The sequence below is a fragment of the Amycolatopsis anabasis genome (genome assembly GCF_009765355.1).
GTDB classification, from domain to species: domain Bacteria; phylum Actinomycetota; class Actinomycetes; order Mycobacteriales; family Pseudonocardiaceae; genus Amycolatopsis; species Amycolatopsis anabasis.
Genome location: NZ_VTHK01000004.1, coordinates 156,389 through 177,255, shown reverse-complemented (window position 1 = coordinate 177,255; position 20,867 = coordinate 156,389). Strand labels below are relative to the sequence as shown.

Below are 20,867 nucleotides of genomic sequence, written 5' to 3'. Positions count from 1 at the left end.
CGCAAAAAGGCCCCTCTCCTTAGCCGTGAAGGCCGGGGAGAGGGGCTTTTCTTAGTTGGCGCGGTGGTTGCCGTCTGCCGGGGGCTTGGGGGTCGGGGTGACGTTGCTTCGGACGAACTTGGTCAGCACGAGCGAGGCGAGGACGCTCACGACGGTTACGACCGCGCTTACCGTGGTGTCCGGGATGGTCGCCCAGCCGACCGCGTTGACGGCGACCAGGACGGCCCGGACGAATTCGGCCAGTCTGGCGGGCTCAGTGTCCTGGAGACGGGCGAGGAACTCTCGCATGGGCGTTTCCTCTCAGCGGGTGCCGAACGCGGCCCAGCGCTCGCTACGGGCCTGGGAGTACCAGATGGTGGCGGCGAGCGTGCCCGGCGGGACCGGGATCACCCGGGGCCGGTCGGGGTCCTGGGTGTAGGCGTCGCAGCCGCCCTTGCCGTCCTTGTGGTTCCGGTCGTGGCCGGAGTAGGCCCCGCCGTACAGGTAGACGCCGTGGACTTCCATGGGGCCGAAGCCGAGGCTGACCACGACCTCGGTCGCGGACTTCGGGACGACGATCGTCGCCGAGGCGTACTCGCCCGGGGGCAGGAGAACAGAAGGCATATCTTCCTCGGGGGTTGGGCTCGGCGGCGCGGCCGAGCGGTTGAGCGGGATAGCGCCCTGGTTCAGGTCGACCGACCCGGCGGAGATGCCGGGGACGTGGCCGTGCTGGCTGTGCTGCCAGACGTCGTACGGGACGGATGGCTCCGCGCCGTAGCGCGCGGCCCAGACGATGACCTCCGGGACGGCAGCCCGGACCGGTCCCAGGATCACCTTGAGCATGGCGTTGTTGGCGTACAGGCAGGGCCTGTGTCCGCGTGCTCGGATCTGGAGTAGGAACCTGATGGCGAAGTCGATAGCGGCTCGGCTGGGGACGAATGGATGTTCGAGGTCGAGCGCGGGGGCGAGGTCGGTAGCGCCGATCTGCTCGGCGCGGTCGGCTAGCCGGTTTGCCTGTGCGATCGGGTCGCCCGGCTGGGCGTAGTGGTAGGCCCCGGCCTTCATGGTCGCGGCCTTCGCGCCCTGGGCGTAGCCGTTGTCAGGGCGGTTCGCGTTGCCGTCGCTGACCTTGATGTACACCCACTCGTAGCCAGCGGCTCGAACCTGGTGCCAGTTGTAGACGCGCTGGTATCGCGTGTAGACGTCGATTCCCTTTGCCACTAGCTCACTTCCCTATGGCGCTGATGATGTCCGGGACCCAGGCGAGCCCGGCGGAGAGAAGCGCGATGCCCACGGAGACCCGGGTAGCCGTTGACGTCTTTCCGGCGGTCTTCAGCTCCGAGATCTCCGCGTCCGCTTCGGTGAGCCGGTGCTCCAGTACGGCCACCCGGGCGCTGTGGTCGGCCACGTGGCTGTTGAGTGCCTTGGCTAGTTCGGCGAAGTCGCCTCGAAGCGCGGTCAGTTCGTCGTGCACGGATTCCCGCACGGTCCCTAGCTCCTCCCGGATGAACTGGAGGACGATCGCGTTTGAGTCGGGGGAGGTCACAACACATTGCCCCTTTGCAGGCATAGAAAAGGGCGGCCGAAGCCGCCCGCTGATGTCGAGGGATTACGCGCCGAGGAAGGTCAAGCTGAAGTTGCAGTTGCCGCCAAACTGCTTCAGGTCGAGGTTCGCCCCTGTGTCCTGGTAGGCGTAGACGGACAGGACGGTTCCGGCGGAGAGGCTGACCACGGTGCCCGCGCCGAGGTATGGCCATACCGAGGTGCCGACTGGCTTCTCAATCCCCCAACTCACGTACCGGGTGTTGGCGTCGGACGCGAGGCCGATCCATCCGGCGCGCTCGGTGCCGGTGTTGCTCGGTCCGAACCGGAGCGAGAAGCACAGTGCCCATCGGCCGGTCTTGTTGAGCGTGAAGTCGGTTCCGGTCACGGTCATGGGGCCGGTGTTGTAAACGGGCGCGGGCCAGGAAACCTTTTGCAGAGCGCCGGAGGCTACCGCCTGGTCTGCCGTGAGGACACATCGGACAGCGCCGGACGCGGTGCGGCCTTCGTACAGCGCTTGGTTACCGATGCTCGTGCTCGTGGTCCTGGTGATCAGCGTCCCCAGTTCGCCGTACACGGTTCCGAGAGCGCCCCGGGTGCCCTGGTTTGTCTTCAGCGTCCCGATCTCGCCGTAGACCGTTCCGTTGGCTCCACGTGTGCCTTGGTTCGCTTCCAGGGTGTCGATCCTGGAGTCGTTCAGCACGATGTTCGTGTGGTTGTCGTCGATGTTCTCGTTTAGCTGGTTGAGGTCGTCCTCGTCGACCAGTTGCCCGTCCGTGAAATCGGGCGTCGGCCAAACAGCAGGCATGTTTGCTCCTAGTTCAGGTAGGTTGTCTGGCCCAGTTCAGAAGCGCCAGGCACCCCCAGTGCCCACTTCGACGGGGTCTTGGTGATTCGCACGTCCAGGCTCATGGTTCCGGCCTTGGCATTCGTGCGGAGGCCGACAATCTGAGCCGTGATCGAGCCGCTGATACCGTCCTCGGGGGTCAGCCCGATGACGTCGAGGATCTGTAGCCTCGGGTCAAGCGGTAGCTGGAGGTCCTCGATGACCGGGGCCGGGGTGATGGTGTCGCTCAAGAGCTGAGTGGACACCGACGTGGCGGTGTTGATCGTCTGCCGCCACTCGTTCTCATCGAGGATGAGCGAGAACCGCCCCCTGTCGGCGATCGCTGCGCTGTCGCTCACCGAGTAGTAACCGGTGACGTCCTCGACGACCTTCTTCCCCTTGAGGGAGAAGAAGATTCCCGGATCATTCGGTACGGGCTGATTGGGCTGATACGTAATCGCGGCAGCGCCAAAGAGGATCTGGCTCCACGCCTGGTTCGGTGTGTAGTCGAGCGCCCGCATCCAGAGCTGAAAGAATCGCATGTCGTTCGACGGCATCGCGACGCCTTCGTACCCTCCCCACGTGGTGAGAAGGTCCGAGTGGTCTGGGTACATGCAGTCCCGGTCGATCGACTGCGCGAAGCAGGCCGCCGCATACGAGTTGTACGTGTGCGTCCACTCGTCCCAGCCCTTTTGGAGGTCGTTGTACCCCGACGTCGGAACGATGTGATAGACCAGCGCCGCTACGTTGTCGATCCGGTAGCTCGGGCTGAATTGCCACCCGCCCGCCGAGTTCGAGTTGGCCCAGTTCTGTTCAACGACGAACTGACGACCGGTGTCGGGCTGCCATACGTCATCGATCACGGACTTCTTGTTGACGTACGGGAGGATGATCTCGTTCTTGTACTGGTCCAGCGACGGGTTGACGATCATCCCGAGCAGGTTGTCTACCGTGTAGCTGGCGTCCGGCACCGTAGGTGTTTGCAGCCGGAGAAGCTCGTGGTTCTTGAACACGAGTTGGCCGTACTCGTTGACATACATCGCGGCGAACTCGGCCGTTGCGATCTTCTGCAAGACCTCCCAGGCCGGTGTGTTCCACACGTCCGGGATGAACGACATGTCCGCCTGGCAGCCTCCAAACAGAACCCAGGGGATGCCGTCCTTCGTGGTCGGAGGATGTTCCTGGCCGGGCTGGTAGACGCCGTTGGTGGCGTCGTTGATGTAGAACTGGAACCACTGGGACGGGTCGTAGACGACCAGGTTGGCCGGGTGTCGCCAGTAGTCTGAGCCCGCCCGGTACCCGCCTTCGTAGTACTCGAACCCTTGGGAGACAAGGCCGCCGGACGTTGGGGCGATCACGGTTCCGTCAACGGTGAGAACGACGTCCATCGAGCCGTTGGTAAAGCGGAAGTTCACATCGTAGTAGTGCCAGCCTGCCGACTGCTTGACGTTCCACTCCCAGGCGTAGACCTGCTGGGAGCTGGATGCGTTGCGGTAGACGTAGATCTCGGCGCGGACTTGTCCGTTGTTCGCGATACCGATACCAACGCCGTTGTTCGATCGCCACGGGTCCATCCCGAAGGAGGAACCCAGCCCGGTCCCGAATCCGGTCGCGGTGTTCCACGTCTGGGTGGTCGTGCTTCCGGTGGATTCAGCCCAGGCGTTAAAGCCGATGTTCTTCGGAGCGCCTGAGATGTTGGTGGACGGGAAGAGGTGCACGGCTTCCGTGCTGGCGGCTGATCGGGCGGTCCCGCGTTCCCCGTTGACGGTGTTCGTGGGGTTCATGCACAGGCCGTACTTGCCAAACCGCCAGGGATCACCGAGGAACTCGGTGGTCGGTAGGACGTGGGGAAAGTTGGCGACTGAACCGAGGATCATCGGCCCGGAGACCGAGGGAAGGAAGCTGCCACACCCCGACACCGACCAAACGGCGTCCGAGCGCTCCAGGGGACCAATAGGGGTGCCGCACTGGCGGAGAACCTCGGCGAGCACCCAGGACGCATTGATGTACCGGCCTGCGCCCGCGACGGCCAGGGAGTTGGGCTCCAGGTCGACCGCCCACGGCCGGAGCGTCACGGCACGGTTCAACCACTGCATGACGTCCGAGCAGATGATCTGGACGGTTTGGTCCTTGCGGTTGAACTGGAGGTCCCGGACAACTCCGGTGAACTGCCGGATGTCGACCTCGCCGTACTCGGTGTAGACGCGGAGCCAGTACCGGACCGTCGTGCCGGTCAGGTCCCGGTTGTAGAAGGGAGAGCCCGTGTCGAACGGTGACAGGAGCCGGGACATCGGCAGTTCTTCGGAGTCGCGTGCGCCCTTCAGGGACAGGGTCAGCTCGCTGGACGAGTAGCCCTGGATCGTGTTCACGTTCTCCGGAAGGTCGGTGGTCAGGGACGCGCGCTCGTGTTGGGCGTCGAGCACAACGGCCGAGAGGTCTGAGTACTCGTGCGAGAACAGGTCATCGTTGTCCCAGTCGAAGAGAACGTGCTTCCCGATCTCGCGAGCCGAGCTGTACAGCGCCTCGATAAGGGCCTCGTTCGTCGCCGAATCGGGGTGCACGTACATCAAAGCTCCTGGATCGTCAGGTTCATGGTCACGAGCGGGTGGCGGGGGGACACGCTGTTGAGTTGGGTGATCGCGACTTCCGGAGCCCCGTATCCGGCCTGCCACTGGGTTGGGGTTGTGCCCTCTTCGAGCTGGCCGGGTCCGATGTGGAGGTTCAGCGTGTCCGCAGACGCGGTGAAGTAGGGGAAGACGCCGATGACCGAGCCGTCCGAGGGCGCGGTGTAGGTCAGGCTGAGCCGCTGCCACGCGGTGTTGGAGAACGTCTGCGTAGTGGCGACGCTGGGCGTCAGGTCGGCGGCGACCTTGGCCAGGAGGAAGGTTCCCTGGCCGGTGCCGGTGGTCTTGAGCCAGACCGACGCGGTGAGCGTCTCGCCCGGCAGGATCGGATCGACCCGGGACTTCCGGGCCTTCCCGTCCGCCTTGAGGGACCCGTTGGGATACAAAGTGTTTCCGGCGGCAGCCGCGTTCCATTCCAGCCCGCTATCTGGGCGGTAGCTCACGGTCCGGCCGTCGTCGGCCGTCCACGAGATCGCCGGGTACTGGCCGGTCTGCGTCGACACGACCCCGTTACCGGAGGCGACGTACCAGGAATCGACCCCGCCGTTCCAGATCGACGTTCGCCGAGCGGCGGCGACCGAAGGCCGGAATCGGTTGGTCCGCAACGGATCGATGATCCGGTGAGGGGCCATCAGGGTCCCGTTGAACATGGCTTCCAGCACGGAGGCGTCGCTCTCGTCGAGCCACGCCTGTGCCATCTCCCACTTGCGACGGAACCCTTGAAGCTCCTCCGTGGTCCGCATGTTCACCGACACGTTGCTGGCAGCCTGCCTCTGGAGCGAGACGTCCAGGCCGGGCTCTGGGCACGCCAGAGGGACCATGCGGCCGAGCGGCCCGAGCCAGAAGACAGGTGTGTCTGCCATCGTTACCTTCCGAACTTGTTCCGGGATTCAGCGCTTCTGACCATGCGTGCCTGGCCGAACTTGTCGACCTGGACACTCCAGCCTTCGAGCGCCTCTGCAACCTTGTCGCCGATGGAGCCGAAGTCCTCGGACTTGATGAGCCCCTCCCATTCCGCTGTCGCGGTCTTGTTGAGGAGCCTGGACATTCCGTCCACTGCGGACATCGCGGCGGGGGTTCCGTCAGAGATCCCCTTCGCCCATTCCGCTGTGACGGCCTTGCCGTAGGCCCTGGCGTCCCCGTTGAGGGAGAAGCCGTCGACAACCCGGCTGGCCAGGTCTCGGGTGGCGGTCACGGCTTGGTTGGCCGTGCTGTCGATGCCCTGAGCGAGGCCGGGCGGAATCCACCGGCCGATGGCGGCGAACACGCGTGAGGGCGAGGCGATGCCGAGCATTCGCTTGACCCAGCCGGGCAGCAGGTTCCCGAAGAACTCGCCGACCTTTTGCAGCAGCCACTTTCCGGCGCTGCTGATGCCGTTCCACAGGCCCTTCAGCAGGTCGCTCCCGACGTCCCACAGGAGGCCGCCGAGGTTGCCGAGCGCTTCCAGGATCTTCCCGGGCACGTTCTTGAAGAACGACACCACGAAGTCGAACCCGGTTTTGATCGCGCCCTTGATCGCGTCCCAGGCTCCACTGAGGATCTGCTTGATCCCGTCCCAGGCACCGGACCAGTCGCCCTTGATGATCGAGAGGACTGTCTTGATGATCCCGGTGATCACCTTGAGGACGCCGTCGATGATGTCCTTTATTCCGGGGAAGACGTCCTTGACCACCTGGAGAATGCCGTTGAAGACCGGCATTACCGCCGAGGTGATCGCGTTGACGACGTCCGCGAAGATCGGCATCAACTGAGTCAGTGCGTCGACCGCCAGGAGGATGACCGGAGTCAACGCCTGGATGACCTGTACCAGCACGGGCATGATCGCCTGGGCGAGCTGGAGCAGCGGCGGGATCAGCGGGGTCATGATCTGGAGCAGCGCGTCCAGTCCAGCTTGGACAAGCTGAAGGATCGCAGGCAGCAGCGGCATAACCGCTTCGAGCACCTTGCCGAGGAAGTCGGCCGCCATGCCCAAGAACGGCGTCAGCTTCATGAACGCGGCGGTGAGGAACTGGCCAACGGTCTGGCCGAGCTGCGTCATGAAGGTCACGATCTGCGGCAGGTAGGGCTGAATCGCCTGTAGGGCGGTCAGAACAACTTGGCCGATGATCTGCGCCAGCGCGGACAGGATCGGCGCTACGGCCTGGATCGCGCCGACGAGTAGCGTTCCCACCGTGCTGGCCAGCATGGTGAACGCGGGGGTCAGCGCGGAGATCGCGGGAGTGATCGCCTCGAAGACCGCGCCGAGGACGTTCGCGACGAGTGACGAGAACGCCGTGAGCGCGGGCATCAGCGCGATGAACGCGTTGGCGAACCCGTTGATCAGGGTCGCGAGTGGATCGCCGAGCTGTCCCATGGCCTGTACGCCGACCTCGAAGAGGCGAACGAAGAAGCCGAGCAGCGAACCGGTCACCTGGGCCAGGCCCTCGAAGGCGGCCTTGAGTGCGCCGGTCTGGTTCAGCCGGTCGACCATGGCGTTGAACGTGATGGCGAAGTTGTTGAGGACCTGGGCCAAGGTCCCGAACGATCGAGAACCGGCCTCGCCGAGCGTGAGGAACGCCTTGAAGAATGCCTCGACCATCGGCTGTAGGGCCGTGAAGAACTGGGCCGTGTTCTGGAGGATCGTCCGTAGCTGCTCCATCCCCTTGACGGAGGTGAAGACGTTGGTGAAGCCCTGCATGAAAGTCGACAGGGCTCGGGCGATTTCAAGTATCTGCGGCTTCAGTTGGATGACGACCTGGCCGAGGGCCTGGAACTGGGGCGTTAGGCCCTGCTCGAAGACGTCGGCTACGTCGTGCTTGATCTCGCCAATCGCGTCCTTGAAGTCACCGAACGCGCGCTTGACCCCGTCCCAGCCGAGGTAGACCACCCCGGCGGCGGCACCGATCGCGAGAAGGAGGGACGGCAGCCCGGCCAGCAGACCGGCAACGAGCGCGACGGCCGGAGCGATGACCGCCATCAGGCCACCGAGGATCATCGACGTGGTCGAGATCTTGGTAAAGCCCTGCGCGACGTTGCCGAGGATGTTGGACGCGCCGGAGAGTCCGTTTCGGATGGACCGGCCGATGCCGGTCACAACACCGTCGATGGACTTGCCGACGCCCCGGCTGAAGGTGCGACCCATCGTGACGCCGAGGCGGCCGATGTGCCGGACGCCGTTGGCCGCGTGCGTGGCCAGGTTCTTGACGCCGTTGGCGACGTCGGAAAGCTTGATCCGGCGAAGCCGGTCGAAGGAGTCGGCCGTCCGTGCGCCGAAGACGGCGACGCGCTCCATCGACCGGTAGAAGAGGTTCGCGTACGTGGAGCCTCGGACAAGGGCCTGGAAGAAGCCGCCAACGTGGAGACCGGCCAGCTTCGCGGCGGATGCCCCGGCAAGCGCGAGGTCGCGTGCGAGCAGTGCCAAGCTCGGGATCTTCATGATCGCGGCATCGACGGCCGCGATTGCCCGTGCCAGGCCGACCCAGGCTCGCCACGCGTTCTCCACGGTGAGGACGTGCCGGAGCATCTGCCCGGCCCACACGGCGGTCTGGGAGACCGCCGAGACGATCTGACGCCGTGTGTTGACCAGGCTCCGGGCCAAGCGGTCGGCGGAGCTGCCAGCGTTGCGAAGGCCCTGCGCCATGCTGTCGATCAGCTTGCCGATGCCGGTCAACGGGAATCGCATCCGGGCGATGCTCCGAGAAGCGACGTTGAACGACTGCGTATCGATGCCGACCTTCTGCTTGATCGGGTTGCCCTCGATCGCAGTTCGCAGCCGGGCGGCTGCGACGCTAGCCCCCTGGACGTCAAGCTCCACAGGGATCTTGACCTTGAAGCCCTTCAGCGCGGCTTCGAGTTGGGCGCGGAGTTCCTCGCGGAAGCGCTCGCTCTCGGGAACGACGCGGACGCCGACCTTGCCGATCGTGCCTTTAGTTCCCGGGCCTTTCGCCATTCCCGCCCTTCTTTCTCTTCAGCGCCGCGAGCTTGGCCTTGGCGATAGCCCGGAACGAGTTCGGATTGGTGTTCTTCTGCGCGGCCTTCCCTGGACGCTCAACCGGTTTGGGCGGCTGGGGTTTCCGCTTGCTGTTGGCCGAGATGAACGCGAACGTGTTGTCGTTGACGGCGTCGATCAGCATGGCCAGCAGGTAGCGGTCGGTACCCCACCCGCGAAACTCCGGGCCTCCACGCAGCGCGGCGACGGTTGCGGATTCAAGGGGGAGCTGGCGGACCAGGGCAAGAGCCCGGCGCGGGGATAGTCCGCTTCCGGGCCTGAGCACGTCTCTGAGGTCGATCTGGTAGTGGTGCTGGAAGTCAGCTAGGAGTGCCTCGCCGCACTTGTCGATCAAGCGGGCGAGTTCTGCGCTTCCCCCGGCTGCGTCGCCTCCGTCCACCGCTCCAGCACCTTCATACCCAGCAGCACGTCACCGCCGATCGCCTGGACGAGCTTCTTGCCCTTGCCCTCTGCCGCCACGGTCCCCAGGACTCGATCTAGGGCGGCGGACATCTTGTTCAGGTCCTCTTCGGTCTGGGCCTCTTCGGACTCGATGTCCAGGGCCTCGACCTCCTTGAGCGCGCCGAGAACCTCGGTTCGTTCCTTCTCGGGAAGGCGCATCAGGTTCCGGAGGACGATCTCCTCACCGCCGAGGGTGAGTGTGCACGGGGCGAACTCTCGGTCGAGGTCTTCCCGGAGATCGTCAAGCGAAAACGAGTTGGTCACTGGCGAACCTTTCAGGTAAAGCAGGCGGACCGAATGGAGAAGGCGGGGCGTGGAAGGTCCGCCAGGAAAACCACGCCCCCGGTCATTAGGTGGGGTTGACCCCGGTGTCCTCGCTGATCCAGTCGAAGTAGATCTCGCCCTCACTGGGGTGGATGTACTGGAGGAAGGTCGAGCGAAGCGGCATCGCACCGAAGTCGTCGGTGGCCAGCTCGATCGCGTCGTCTCGCTTGATGTCGGTCTTCGGCGCGTAGAACCCGAGCGTCACGTCACCGTCGACGATCACGATCAGCAGCGCCCGGCGAACCGCCGAGGTGGACGGCTTCTTGACCCGGAACACGCCCACGGTGCTGGAACCGTTGGCGGTGCCGTAGTACAGCCCGAGGTTCTCTTCGTCGAACTGGTGAACCTTGAAGGTGACGTAGTCACTCGCGGCCTCGGTCGTCACCGTCTTCAAGACCCGGCTCTGCCAGGTGCCCTTGGTTTCGGTGTCGCCGCCCTCGAAACCGAACTCGGGCAGGTCTTCGGCGCTCGTGTGGCCGATGTTCTTCCAGCCGGTCGCGGTGGTCGTCCGCGTGACGTTGATCGCCGGGGAGGTCCCGCCGGTAAGCCCGGTCGCCGAGCCGGTCATGAGCGTCTGAGACGCGCCCGCCAGAGCGCCCACGAACGTCACGGTGACGGCCGTGCCCGGCAGTGGACCACCGGCAACCGCGACGTTGCCCTCACCGATGTTGGACAGCGCCTCAAGGGCGTCCTGCACCTGGGCCGGGGTGGCGTTGTACGGGATGGCCGAGGTGGTCTGAGCGCCGAGGCTCAGCGTGAACGTGCCGCCGGTCGGACCGCCCGTGACGGCGACCGTCTGAACCTCAGAGCCGAAGGAGGCCGGGTCGAAGGAACTGATCGCCGCCGGGGTCGGCGGGGCAGTCCCTTCCGGGGCAGTGAAGACGTACCCCGTTGCGGCGGTAATCACCGCAGCGTCATTAAGTGCCATTTGGTTTTACTCCAGGAATACGCCGTCGTAAAGTCACGCGGCGAGTCGGGGCGGCCTGACGCCGAGTTGGATCAGACCTTGAACGCGCCAGGTGTCGTCAATGCCCGAGTCGAACGGGGTCGGCCCCATCGTTTCGAAAAATGAGTGGAGGTAACCGGCGGGAGTGACCGTCTGGTTCCTCACCATGTCCCAGATGACTTCTCGGACGTCGAGGTACAGGTTTTCGGCCGCCACAAGGCCATACCGGGTGTACACGGTCATCTCAATGACCGGCTTGTCCAGTCGCTTCGCGTCCTTGCTGAGGCCGCCGAGACGGCGAACGTTCACGAATGGGTACGTGCGGTGGTCTACGTCGGCGTACCAGGACGTGAATGTCACGCCTGGGAACTGCGCCCGGAGAACAGGAAAGAGGACTTCCTGGACCCGTGGCAGTCGTCGGTCAACCATCGGGCCTCCTTAAACCAGTCCAGCGGCCTTGTGGATGATGTAGAGGCCCTCGACCCATTCACCTGTGATGTTGTGGACGTGGCCGTATTCGATGTGCCGGGCGGCCTCGTCGACCAGCCACACAAACGAGTCGACGTCGTGGTGTTCGACCTCGATGTGTGCGTTGCCGGTCTTGCGGTGGGGGTCGAGAAGGCTTTCCGCCTTCGCGCCGAGCCGCTCCGCGTGGAAGCGGACGGCCGCGCGGACCTCGGGCTGATGGGACACGATCTTGTTGACCGAGCGCTGTCCGATGAGCTGAATACGCGGCATCAGGACCGCCGGATCGTGTACTGGGTGTGTCTGGTCCGGCGGGAGCCGTGGTAGATCATCGCGTCGCCCATGATCGCCCAGTAGCCTCCGCGCCACTCGATTCGCGCTTGCGCGCCCAGGGTTTCCGCGTACGACCACTCGGGAATCCGCATGACATAGACGGCCTCGGTCTCGAAGCCTTCGTTGTCCTGCTCGGCCCGGCGAGCGCTCGTGCCGGACTGGGCGGCCACGCGGATCATCGCCTTGGCCGGGATGCCCACGGCGGCCGGGCGCGTCATCATGTTCCCATCGGAGTCCGTCCAGGTCTCCTCGGGGTAGATCACGATGTCCTCGTTCCAACGATCAAGGAGGCTCATCGAGCCTCCCAGGGCATCCGCATGTACGGCTTGATGCTGTACACGCCGCCTCGAATCCCGAGGAGAGCCCATTCGCGGCCGAGCACTTCGAGGACGCCGGAGGCGACCTGTGCGGAGATCGTGTACGAGTAGTTCCCGTCGGTCTCCGTGGTGTAGCCGTCTGGGTTGCGGATGAGCCGGAGCACCATGTCCGCTTCGACCATCTTCACGTTGTCCTGGTCGATCGTGCCAGCGACAATCTGCGCGTCGAGGTCGGGAATGCGGGCCTTCAGAATCCGCTCGGCGTCGGCGAGCCGGGTGTTGACGATGGTCGTCTCATCGGCGTCGAGCACCCGAAAACGGCTGGCGACATCGGACGCGGTTGCGTACGCCATCTGTCACCACCTTCACTCTTCGGTCTGGGCGGTCTTCGGGGGACGGCCGCGTCGTTTCGGCTGGGAGTTTTCTGGGGGCGTCGGCTGGGCTTGCTTCTGTCCGAACGGAACTCCGCAGTCCGCGCAGTGGTAGACGTAGCGCGGGGGTTCGCGGTCGGCCAGTTCGACCCGTTGGGGTTCGACGGGCAGCCCAGCGGGCCGGACGAGCTTCTGTACCAGAAACCAATCCGACCCACAGGCGCAGCGCATCACGCGGCCAGAACGCCCTTCAGGCGCGCAGCGCCCTTACCGCCGAACACGGCCAGGCCGGTGAAGAACTCGATACGAGTCCTGTACACGGGCTTGACGTCCTGCTCGCCGAGATCGCGCACGTCCACGCCGCCGTTGGTCAGGCCGGTCACGGCCTGGTCGCCCTCGGCGCGGCCGAACTTCACCGCGTAGATGGAGCTGGCGTTGCTCGCGGAGCCCTGCGTCTCGGTGCGCGGCAGAATGTCCGCACCCGCCGGGGTCTGGCCCAGGTCGAGCACGGGGACGCCGTTCCAGGTGATCACGCGCTTGCCGGTCAGGTCTTCGCGGACCAGATCGACGCCACCGACGCGGCGGCCCGCGCTCTTGAGCTTGGCGATCACGGCCGCGTTGGCGTACAGGACGTCAGCGCCCGGGACGGCCGCCATCAGCTCGTCCAGCTTGTCGAAGAACACCAGCGGGTCCGTCGAGCCGTTGCCGATGATCGGGAGGCCGTTGGTGCCCGCGTCGATGACCTGCGCGCCGGTGAGGCGCTTCTTCAGGCCGTCGAAGCCCTTCGGGTCCACGGCGGTGTCGCCGTTGATGAAGTGGTCCTGGAACTTGTAGGACAGCGCCTTGACCTTCATCGCGGTCTGAATGGCCCGCTGCTCGTTCAGGTTGCCCCGGGTCTTGACGATGAACGTGTCAACGTCCGCGTCGCCACCGAGGATCACGAGCGCCTCGGACTTCTGGTTGACCGTACCGGTGGACTCGCTGTACGCCTCGTTGACGTTACGGAACTCCACGCCGGGCAAGGTCGCTTCCTCGTTGTACGCGTACGCGTTGCCCTGGATGGTCAGGAAGGGAATCCGGTCCAGAACCGGAGAAGCCTGGACGAAGGTCTCCAGGACGCCCCGCTGAAGGTCGTCCGTGGACAGCTTCGCAGCCTCGGAAAGAGTCAGTGCCATTAGTTGCTACTCCTAGAATGGGTTGGCGAAGTCAGCTCTGGTACGCGCTCAGCAGGCGGGAAAGCCCCGGCCCCGGGTCGGACTTCTCCGAGCCGTAGGCACCCTGCGAGGGGTCAACCGGACGATCTGACTTCTTCGAAGCTCCGAAAAGCTCCTTTACCTTCTCCGCGTGGGCCTTGATCTCGTCTTCGTTCGTGCCCTTGAGGAGATCTGCGAACTCGGCAGCGGATTCGCCGGGAACCCCTACCGAGAGAGCCGCCTGGAGCTTGACCAGTCCCAGGCGGGCGCTTTCCAGCTCGGCGGCCAGCGCCGCCTTCGAGGTGGACAACTCCTCCAGCTTGGCCCCGAACTCCCCAGCGGCTTCGGTCTTCGCCTTCTCGGCGGCCTCCTTCGCCTGCACGCGGTACTTGGCGGCCTCGTTGTTGGCCTTGGTGAGCTGCTCGCGCGCCCACTCCGGCAGCTCGTCCGGCTTGGTGTCCTCGGGCCTGGCCCGGGTACCGGTCGGCTGCGCGCTCTCGGCGGGCTCGTTCTGGGCAGCGGTTTCGGCGGGGATGTTGTCCATGGGTTGCCTCCTGGGCACGAAGAAAGCGCCCCCCGGGGCGCTGAGAATGAAATCGGCTACGCGGCGGCTGCGTAGTCGCGCATGTCGAGGTCGCCTTGTTCTATGCCTCGACGCATTGCGGCGATGATTGCTTCGCTGCGAGACCACGACCGCTTACCTTTGGTGTGCTGATTCCCGTTCTGCGGGTTCAGCAACTCGGGGTCGTTGTCGACGAGCTTGCTGTATTTGATCCAGACCGACTCGGCACGCTTCCATTCGTCTCGGCCCGGCCAGTTGGTCCGGTCGAAGACGGGGACGGCCTTGCAATCACAGCCCGTGTGCCACTCGGTCATCGACTCGTCCAACTCCTTGGCGGCGAGCCGGGCAGATTCGCCGATGCCGAGCGATCGCTGAAAGAGCTGAGTCGCTGACGTGTCGTCCAGGTCCAGCCCGGCCGTGTCTGCGGACAGGTATACGGGGCCTCGGGAGATGAGGGCCAAGCAGAAGGCGCACGTTTCCCGGCCGGTCGCGACTCGCGCCCAGCGCACCGTGAACGGATCGGTTTCCACGGCCCGGAGCACGCTTCTCCGGCCTCCGTTCTCCACGACCTTGGCCGCACGAAGCCCCACTCTCGAGACGGCAGACTCGGAAGCGCCTGGCTTCATCATCGCCGCCCGCTCGGGCTCCATGTCTTCCACGAACCATGCGAACTTGTACGACGGAAGGAGCGAATCGTGCCGTCCGGCCTCGTTCGTGTGCTGGGCTCGCTGAGCGTCGTAGAACTTCCGGCCGAGGATGGCCGCCTGCATCCGGGCGTGCTCGACTTGCGGATACACGAACCGGAGCAGAGACAGCCAGCCGACCTTCGACAAGCTCGCGTACCGGTAGGGGCTGAACACCCGGAGGATGAAGGCGACCAGAGCGGCGGTGATCGCCTGCTGTTGTGCGCTGTACTCCTCCAGCTCCATTACGCGGCCTCAGCTTCAGGGGCGTCCGGCTGCGCCGTGGTCTCCTGGACCTGAGGCGCGTACAGAGCGGACAGACGGCCGTTCGGACTCTGGTTGTCCCACGCCTCCATCTCGCGGCGCTCCTCGTCGCTGTAGCCGAGGTCGATACGGGCACGCTCAACCGGGATGATCGGCTTGCCCTCGGGGGTCTGCGCGCTGGCCAGCTTGACAACAGCGTCGGCCTTGCTGGCGAACGTCGGCGTGGCCGGATCGCGCCAGATGGTCTCTAGCCGCCGGGCGGGCTTCGAGATCTTGCCGTCCATGACGAGCATCCCGAGCCGGAGCATCTCCTCGAACGCCCAACCGAAGACGCGCTGTTTCCGCTCGCACTTCTTCACCAGCCGGGATTCCGATGACCGGATTGCCTCGGCCGAACTCGGGTTGTCCGACGCGAACGAGAGGTACTGCGGAGGGAGGCCGGTGATCGACGCGGCCTGCTTCGCCAGCTCGCCGAGCACCTCGACGAAGTTGCGGAGGTCGGCGGCGGCGAACTGCATCGCGTGCGCCTCGGGGTCCTCCACGGCGATGATCCGCGCCAGGTACGCCTCAAGGACCGATCCCGGGCTTTCCGGGTTGGCCGCCAAGGCTTCCTGTGCCACGCCGAACAGCAGGCGCTGAGGCACCGCCATCAGCTCAGCGGCGGCCTGCATGTTCATCATGGTCCGGGCGGCGGTGTCCGAGATGCTGCGAAGTTCCGGGGTGATCTCGGATTCGCCCTTGGGCAGCGTCAGCCGGGCTCGGTTGACGATCGGCACCACCAAGACGCGGTTCAGGTTGTGCTCAACGTGGCGGTCGACCATCCACGGACCGTTCGCGCCGGACCGCTTCAGGAGAACGGTCTCATTCGGCAGCAGCAGCGTTGCCCGCTCGGCGTGCGCCGCGTCGGACTCGGTGTAGAGCCGGAGGGCCTTCTTCACGCGGCCGGTCACGATGTCGGTGTCGACCATGAGCGACCTGGGCGACTCGATCCTGAGAACCGGGGCGTCCGGGTCGGCCAAGTCGTCGGCCGGGTCCGGGGCCGCGACCGTGCCGTACGCGCGGCCGTGGATGAGGGCCTCCAGCATCCCCATGCCCGCGTTCACGGTCATGTTGTTGGCTTCCCACCAGTCCCAGAGCCGCTTGTCCGCCTTGGACCGCCCGGCCAGCCGGAAGCCCTCGGGGTCGAGCCGCTCCTCGATGGCGTCCAGGTACGACCGCGACCACCCGATGTGCGCGAGTAGCTGGCGCATCTCTTCCGGGGTCGCGATGCCGATCGCGGTTACGCGGTAAGTCGAGTCGTAGTAGCTCCGGTCCGTTTCGAGGGCGGTCTTGTCCCGGCCGTGGCGGCTGGCCATGTCGTTGGCGATGTCGTTGTACGCCGTCATCGCATGACCACCGCCTTTCTGCTCCGGTTCTTCTTGCTCATGAGGAATTCCTGCCTTGCGCCGTAGGCCATCACGGCGCACACGGCAGCGTCGATCTTTCGGGCGCTGTCCTTCGATGCCTTCCGGATGGTGATCGCGTCGAAGTTGGTCGGGTGCCGGTGCGCGTTCAGCACGTGCGCCCGCAGCACCTTGTCCCCGTTGTGGGTCAGCTCGCCTTCGAGCAGTGCGTCAAGGAATCGCTCGCAGTCGAGCGCGAACTTCTTCCGGACGGCCGTGTTGTCGGAGCCGCGCATGTCGAAGGCGATCGGCTTGCCGGGGATGGCGTCGATCTTCAGCTTCTTCTTGTACTTCTGGCCCCACTGGTCTACGTACGCCTCGAACTCCTTGACGTCGGACCGGAAGGCCACGACCTCGAAGCGGGAGAAGGCCCAGTGGACCATCGCGTCCACGTCTTCGCGGGGGACCTCCCCGCCGTACAGTTCGGGGTTCCAGACCTTCAGCGGGATGATCGCCGCGTCGTCCACCCGGCAGGCCACGAGCGCGGACCAGTCGCCGCCCTTGGAGCCGTCGAACGCCATCGTGATCCGGTCGCCCGGCTGGAGTTCGACGGCGGAGTGGGCTCGGTCCCACTCGTGCGGGGCGACCCAGGCGTCCTCGCTGGCGTTGACCTGGTTCAGGTACTTACGCCGTGACTCGGAGACCAGGTTGTTGATGTCCAGAATGGACGCGATGATCGAGCCCAGGTCCAGCCACGTCGCATCGCCACGGGCAACTTCGAGTCCTCGGCGGAGCTGCTCGATTCCGGCCTCGAACCCCGTGGGGTCGACATCCGGGTTCGGGATCTCGGAGACCGGAGTATCCGCCGGGGCTTCAAGAGCGTCGTACAAGATGCCGGTGTCGATGGCCTGGCCACCCTGCACGGCCAGGTAGTTGTCCCAGAGCCGCTCACCGATGGACTCCTCGCCGGGCCGGTGGGCGTTGCAGATCGCGAGATACCGCGCGCCGTTGCCCGCGCGCTTGGTCACGTTGCCCTCAATGACCGAGTACATGTCGTGGCCCGAGTTCGACTCAACCCACCACTGAACTTCGTTCATGATGACCAGCGTCGGGCGCTTACCTTCGAGAGCGAGGGGCGAACTGGTAACCGCTTCGATCATCCCGCCGTCGCGGCTGTAGATGATCGTCTTGTTCAGGTCCAGGCCGTACTGCTCGACGAGCTTCGGCGAAGCGAGCGGCGCGAACAGCGCGAACGTGTTCCTGGTCTGGTCCTGCGAGACCGCCGCTACCTGAATCCAGGCGGCGGACCGCTGCTTGCCGACCGGCTTACCGTCTGCGTCCCAATGGGAGAAGGCCACCGGTCCGCACAGCTCAGCGAGCGACATGGCGGCCACGAGCGGGTCTTTCCCCCAGCCCTTGAGTCTGCGGAGGATGCCGGACCGGTAGACGAACCGGCCCCGCTCATCGCAGGCGTACCACCAGACGAGGAAGCGGGCCTGCTCCAGCGTCGGCAGGAACGGCTTGTCGAGGTCTTCGGGATGACGCAGCCAGGCGGCCATCCAGTTGATGACGCCCCAGCCAAGGCTGTGCTCGGGCAGCCAGAAGCCACCGGACTTGAGCCGCCGCCAGGTCGGCCCGGTCACGTGCGCGGGCGCTGGCAGAAGGTCCGGGAGTCGGACAGTCGAGTTCCGCACTCCCGGGCACCTCCTAAGTCTGTGTGAAGCCGAAGGCGAGCCCGTGGGCGTCGTCTTCCTCAGCGATCTCCTCTTCCTCGTTCAGCAACTCGGCGAACGCGTCATACCGGCGCACCGTGAAGGCGAAGATCCGGAAGCCGAACAGGTGCAGCTCGAACGTCACGTAGCCCCGTTTCTCTTGGATAGGTGTGCGGTAGCCTGAGCGCGGCTGTTCGCCGAGCACGGTCCGCCACAGGCGTACTTGGTTCAGGGGAGCAGCCCTTTTATTGCTCGTGCCCGAGGAAAGCCCCGGCCGACCGACCCTCACGCGGGACGGCACGTTTACGGCCGGGGGAAGTTAGACGGCCCCGCACGGAGAGGAGCAGCGCGGAAAGGAGGAACGCGCGCTCGGAACCCTCCGGGGGCCGGGACTACGATCGGCGCATGAACAAGCCGATCGAAGAATGGCTGTACCAGCCGGAAGCGGATGCGACCGAGTTGGACAAGCAACTGCTGGCGCTGGCAAGAAACCTTCGGGTCGCTGGCCGCTACTACCAAGCCGAGACCATCGGCAACAGCGCCGCACATCTGCGCGAAACCTGGTCTCGGCCGGTGGGCAACGACGTGCACGAGGTCTACGACGCGTTGCAGACCATCGCGGAGAGCGCAAAGTCGATCATGGACGTGATCGAGGACGCGTTCCCGAATGAATCTCGCTTAAACGACCCGCGCTAGCCCGTTCCGGCCTGCTCCATCTGCTTCCGAAACAACGCGGCGACGTCGATGAGCTGGCCTTCGGACTGGCTGCGCTCGATCTCCAGCCGGACCCGACGGCGCGACCCCTCGGTGATCAGCAGATCGCTCATGGCCGAAGAGATCGTCTGGAGCATCTGAGCCGAAGGCTTCCGGCTCCAGAGGAGCTGGCTTAGGAAGTGGCACTGCACCCGAGCCCATTGCCAGTCCGAGGGCTCCCAGTACTGCGTCTCGGCCGACTCGGGGAGCGCGGCGTACAGGTCGACCACGATCGGGTGCGGGTCAGTGAGGCCCAGCTCGGGCGCGTCGACCGGCCCGGCGGCCTCGATCTTGTCTACGGGCACGTTCTTGTTCCGGCGGACGCGCTGGTCCGACCGCTTACCTACGGGGCCGCTGACGCCCATGAGCGTGACCCCTTTCCGAGTCATCTAGTGTTTCTGTATGGCAGACAAGAACGAGATCCTCCAGGCGCTTGGGCGGGTCAGCCAGGAGATCCGGCGGCTATCGATTGACCTGGAGTACGCCGACGCTGAACGATCCCGGATCGTGAAAGCGGCCGTGGAGTCCGGCGCATCGGCTGAGGAGATCGGCTCCGCGCACCGGCTGGCCAATCACGACTGATACAGCCGATAATGATCACAGGATGGTCACGACAGACCTGAAACCCGTACATGATCGGGCAGCCGCATTACGCGCCGATCTCGCGTGCCCCCGTGGGGGTCATCCCCCTGGGGGCCAAGATCGTATTCTGTTAGTCAAGCATCTGCGACTGTACCCGCAGTCGCGCTGTGTGTAAAGCCTGCAAGCGAGTGCGCCTGCACCCTGTCCCGTGCCCAGCAGTGCCCTACCCCCTGCACAGCACGCGCAGCAGCGCGCCCAGCGCGCGCGTCCCCAGTGCAGCTCTGCCCAGCACGCCCCTCTACTACCCGCCTACCCGGGTGCCTCTCTGCCGGACGCGCACGCCTAGCCCGTAGCTGTGCCTGCCTAGCTAGCCCCTCTGTCGAGGACTTCTGACTGTGGCACGTAGCGCATACAGCGCGAAGGTTCTGCACCCGATGGTTACTGCCCCTTTGGATGTGATCCACTTCGGTTGCTTGGACAGTGCATTGGGGTCCCTGGACCTGGCATTGGTAACGGTCCCTTTCGAGAACGAACCTTCGTCGGTGCTTCCAGTCTTGAGGAAGCTCTAGCTTCCTTTGAGACGTATTCCAGGGCATGAGGTACCCCTTATAGGCAGCACTTCGGGTGCTGCCCTCTATGGGCCGTTCAGACGGCCCAATGACTCTTTCTCTCGACCGGCCGTCTTGGGCCGGTCGGAAGTTCTTGGTTCGGTCGGTCGCTTTGCTCCCTCCCTCACCTATAGAGAGGGGTCACGTTCGCCTACAGCGTGGCAACGCCTAGACACGGTTCACCCGGATGGGGGATCCGGTACGCGGATGCCATGCGCTTGACCAGCGGAAACAAAGATCTTCGGAAAAACTTGCCCTGAGTGCTTGTACTCCCAGCAGCGCTGGGCATAAAGTGTCTCCTGTCAGGCCGAACGGGAGACGGAAAGCCTCCCCCGGGCCGGGACTACACAAGGCGCGAGTCGAGGACTCACAGGCCAAGGCCGAGAGGTACAGCCGTAGCTCAGGGAGCGGCAGCGCCGATATAGCTCAGACAGCCGGTGGAAGTAGCACATAGAGTGCCCCGGCGACTTGGGCACCCGGAGCCGCGCGGGACTCACTCTCCCGTGCCGCTTGGCCACCCGGCTAGGCAGCCAGGGGAACCGATGGACAGGAGCCATTGACCGCCCTTGTTCCGATCGAACGGTTCGCCACGGGGTTCGATTCCCCCGGGTGGTACTCGATCATCCTCAACGAATCACGGGAGAACTAGTTGTCTACGCAGACCAGTTTGCGCCTTTCGCGCCCTGAAATGGTCGAGCTGTTGAGAATGCTTAACGTATCCATTCGCCTGATCGATGATGCAGAGCAGAGCGAAAACCGGGAGAGTGTTTGCGGCGCATTCACTATCAGAGTTACCCGGCTCGAACGGTTGTACACGTTGGTAATTAGGTTGGCTGATCCGGCACAAGACGGCTAGCCCGATGGCGTCGGGGCCGGTCCGGAGATAGGAGACACTAGTCATGGCAACTACGGTTCCGGTGATCATGTACCCGGAAGGTGTTGTAGTCGGGAAGGTGACCAGCGGCAAAGACA

24 protein-coding genes are annotated in these 20,867 nt (G+C 64.9%); 2 read left to right on the top strand and 22 right to left on the bottom strand.

All coding sequences use genetic code 11. The annotated features are described in order from the left end of the window. Positions 1 to 51 precede the first annotated feature (51 nt). The 20 genes from FXO23_RS07005 to FXO23_RS06910 form a co-directional block, all read right to left on the bottom strand. Positions 52 to 288 carry a hypothetical protein gene (locus FXO23_RS07005; protein WP_158882008.1) on the bottom strand — a complete coding sequence of 79 codons (237 nt, stop codon included), beginning with the start codon at positions 286 to 288 and terminating at the stop codon, positions 52 to 54. Positions 289 to 300: 12 nt separating this feature from the next. Next, positions 301 to 1,200 carry a glycoside hydrolase family 25 protein gene (locus FXO23_RS07000; protein WP_158882006.1) on the bottom strand — a complete coding sequence of 300 codons (900 nt, stop codon included), beginning with the start codon at positions 1,198 to 1,200 and terminating at the stop codon, positions 301 to 303. Positions 1,201 to 1,204: 4 nt separating this feature from the next. After that, entirely contained in the window at positions 1,205 to 1,465 is a 261-nt protein-coding gene (locus FXO23_RS06995; RefSeq protein WP_158882004.1) for a hypothetical protein, read from the bottom strand. 123 nt (positions 1,466 to 1,588) lie between these two features. Beyond that, positions 1,589 to 2,329 carry a hypothetical protein gene (locus tag FXO23_RS06990; RefSeq protein WP_158882002.1) on the bottom strand — a complete coding sequence of 247 codons (741 nt, stop codon included), beginning with the start codon at positions 2,327 to 2,329 and terminating at the stop codon, positions 1,589 to 1,591. Between the two features lie 8 nt (positions 2,330 to 2,337). Further along, positions 2,338 to 4,914 carry a hypothetical protein gene (locus tag FXO23_RS06985; protein WP_158882000.1) on the bottom strand — a complete coding sequence of 859 codons (2,577 nt, stop codon included), beginning with the start codon at positions 4,912 to 4,914 and terminating at the stop codon, positions 2,338 to 2,340. Beyond that, the gene (locus FXO23_RS06980) at positions 4,914 to 5,714 is read right to left on the bottom strand and encodes a hypothetical protein (RefSeq protein ID WP_158881998.1); all 801 of its coding nucleotides are present in this window, start codon (positions 5,712 to 5,714) and stop codon (positions 4,914 to 4,916) included. The genes FXO23_RS06985 and FXO23_RS06980 overlap by 1 nt, the downstream gene beginning before the upstream one ends. 122 nt (positions 5,715 to 5,836) lie before the next feature. After that, on the bottom strand, positions 5,837 to 8,899 hold the full coding sequence (locus FXO23_RS06975; protein ID WP_158881996.1) for a phage tail protein: 3,063 nt from the start codon (positions 8,897 to 8,899) through the stop codon (positions 5,837 to 5,839). Continuing rightward, positions 8,877 to 9,338 carry a D site-binding protein gene (locus FXO23_RS06970; RefSeq protein WP_158881994.1) on the bottom strand — a complete coding sequence of 154 codons (462 nt, stop codon included), beginning with the start codon at positions 9,336 to 9,338 and terminating at the stop codon, positions 8,877 to 8,879. The genes FXO23_RS06975 and FXO23_RS06970 overlap by 23 nt, the downstream gene beginning before the upstream one ends. Then, entirely contained in the window at positions 9,290 to 9,664 is a 375-nt protein-coding gene (locus FXO23_RS06965) for a phage tail assembly protein (RefSeq protein WP_158881992.1), read from the bottom strand. Before FXO23_RS06965 ends, FXO23_RS06970 begins: the two co-directional genes overlap by 49 nt. 85 nt (positions 9,665 to 9,749) lie before the next feature. Continuing rightward, positions 9,750 to 10,652: a phage tail tube protein gene (locus FXO23_RS06960; protein WP_484476992.1), complete on the bottom strand. Its 903-nt coding sequence runs from the start codon at positions 10,650 to 10,652 to the stop codon at positions 9,750 to 9,752. 33 nt (positions 10,653 to 10,685) lie between these two features. Continuing rightward, a complete protein-coding gene (locus FXO23_RS06955; protein ID WP_158881990.1) occupies positions 10,686 to 11,099 on the bottom strand; it encodes a hypothetical protein in 414 nt (137 codons plus the stop codon). A 9-nt stretch (positions 11,100 to 11,108) separates the two neighbouring features. Continuing rightward, a complete protein-coding gene (locus FXO23_RS06950; RefSeq protein WP_158881988.1) occupies positions 11,109 to 11,408 on the bottom strand; it encodes a DUF5403 family protein in 300 nt (99 codons plus the stop codon). Beyond that, positions 11,408 to 11,764 (bottom strand): hypothetical protein, encoded by a 357-nt coding sequence (locus FXO23_RS06945; RefSeq protein WP_158881986.1) that lies wholly within the window; start codon positions 11,762 to 11,764, stop codon positions 11,408 to 11,410. The genes FXO23_RS06950 and FXO23_RS06945 overlap by 1 nt, the downstream gene beginning before the upstream one ends. Continuing rightward, a complete protein-coding gene (locus FXO23_RS06940) occupies positions 11,761 to 12,138 on the bottom strand; it encodes a Gp19/Gp15/Gp42 family protein (protein ID WP_158881984.1) in 378 nt (125 codons plus the stop codon). The genes FXO23_RS06945 and FXO23_RS06940 overlap by 4 nt, the downstream gene beginning before the upstream one ends. Positions 12,139 to 12,386: 248 nt before the next feature. Continuing rightward, a complete protein-coding gene (locus FXO23_RS06935; RefSeq protein WP_158881982.1) occupies positions 12,387 to 13,331 on the bottom strand; it encodes a major capsid protein in 945 nt (314 codons plus the stop codon). Between the two features lie 31 nt (positions 13,332 to 13,362). Next, on the bottom strand, positions 13,363 to 13,893 hold the full coding sequence (locus FXO23_RS06930) for a hypothetical protein (RefSeq protein ID WP_158881980.1): 531 nt from the start codon (positions 13,891 to 13,893) through the stop codon (positions 13,363 to 13,365). Between the two features lie 56 nt (positions 13,894 to 13,949). Next, complete coding sequence (locus tag FXO23_RS06925) at positions 13,950 to 14,840, bottom strand: VG15 protein (RefSeq protein WP_158881978.1); 891 nt, start codon at positions 14,838 to 14,840, stop codon at positions 13,950 to 13,952. Then, on the bottom strand, positions 14,840 to 16,324 hold the full coding sequence (locus tag FXO23_RS06920; protein WP_158881976.1) for a phage portal protein: 1,485 nt from the start codon (positions 16,322 to 16,324) through the stop codon (positions 14,840 to 14,842). The genes FXO23_RS06925 and FXO23_RS06920 overlap by 1 nt, the downstream gene beginning before the upstream one ends. Further along, positions 16,240 to 17,883 carry a phage terminase family protein gene (locus FXO23_RS06915; RefSeq protein WP_218951915.1) on the bottom strand — a complete coding sequence of 548 codons (1,644 nt, stop codon included), beginning with the start codon at positions 17,881 to 17,883 and terminating at the stop codon, positions 16,240 to 16,242. The genes FXO23_RS06920 and FXO23_RS06915 overlap by 85 nt, the downstream gene beginning before the upstream one ends. Before the next feature lie 64 nt (positions 17,884 to 17,947). After that, the gene (locus FXO23_RS06910; RefSeq protein ID WP_158881972.1) at positions 17,948 to 18,157 is read right to left on the bottom strand and encodes a hypothetical protein; all 210 of its coding nucleotides are present in this window, start codon (positions 18,155 to 18,157) and stop codon (positions 17,948 to 17,950) included. Between the two features lie 200 nt (positions 18,158 to 18,357). Between FXO23_RS06910 and FXO23_RS06905 the strand changes: the two genes are divergently transcribed. After that, a complete protein-coding gene (locus FXO23_RS06905; protein ID WP_158881970.1) occupies positions 18,358 to 18,648 on the top strand; it encodes a hypothetical protein in 291 nt (96 codons plus the stop codon). Here the strand turns inward: FXO23_RS06905 and FXO23_RS06900 are convergent. Next, a complete protein-coding gene (locus FXO23_RS06900) occupies positions 18,645 to 19,094 on the bottom strand; it encodes a phage terminase small subunit (protein ID WP_218951914.1) in 450 nt (149 codons plus the stop codon). The two genes, FXO23_RS06905 and FXO23_RS06900, sit on opposite strands and share 4 nt — an antisense overlap. A 13-nt stretch (positions 19,095 to 19,107) precedes the next feature. Here FXO23_RS06900 and FXO23_RS06895 point away from each other — a divergent pair, with 13 nt between their 5' ends. Then, positions 19,108 to 19,287: a hypothetical protein gene (locus FXO23_RS06895; protein WP_158881968.1), complete on the top strand. Its 180-nt coding sequence runs from the start codon at positions 19,108 to 19,110 to the stop codon at positions 19,285 to 19,287. Between the two features lie 134 nt (positions 19,288 to 19,421). On the opposite strand, the gene FXO23_RS52660 is transcribed toward FXO23_RS06895, so the two are convergent. Then, entirely contained in the window at positions 19,422 to 19,883 is a 462-nt protein-coding gene (locus tag FXO23_RS52660) for an HNH endonuclease (protein WP_158881966.1), read from the bottom strand. Positions 19,884 to 20,867: the final 984 nt, after the last annotated feature.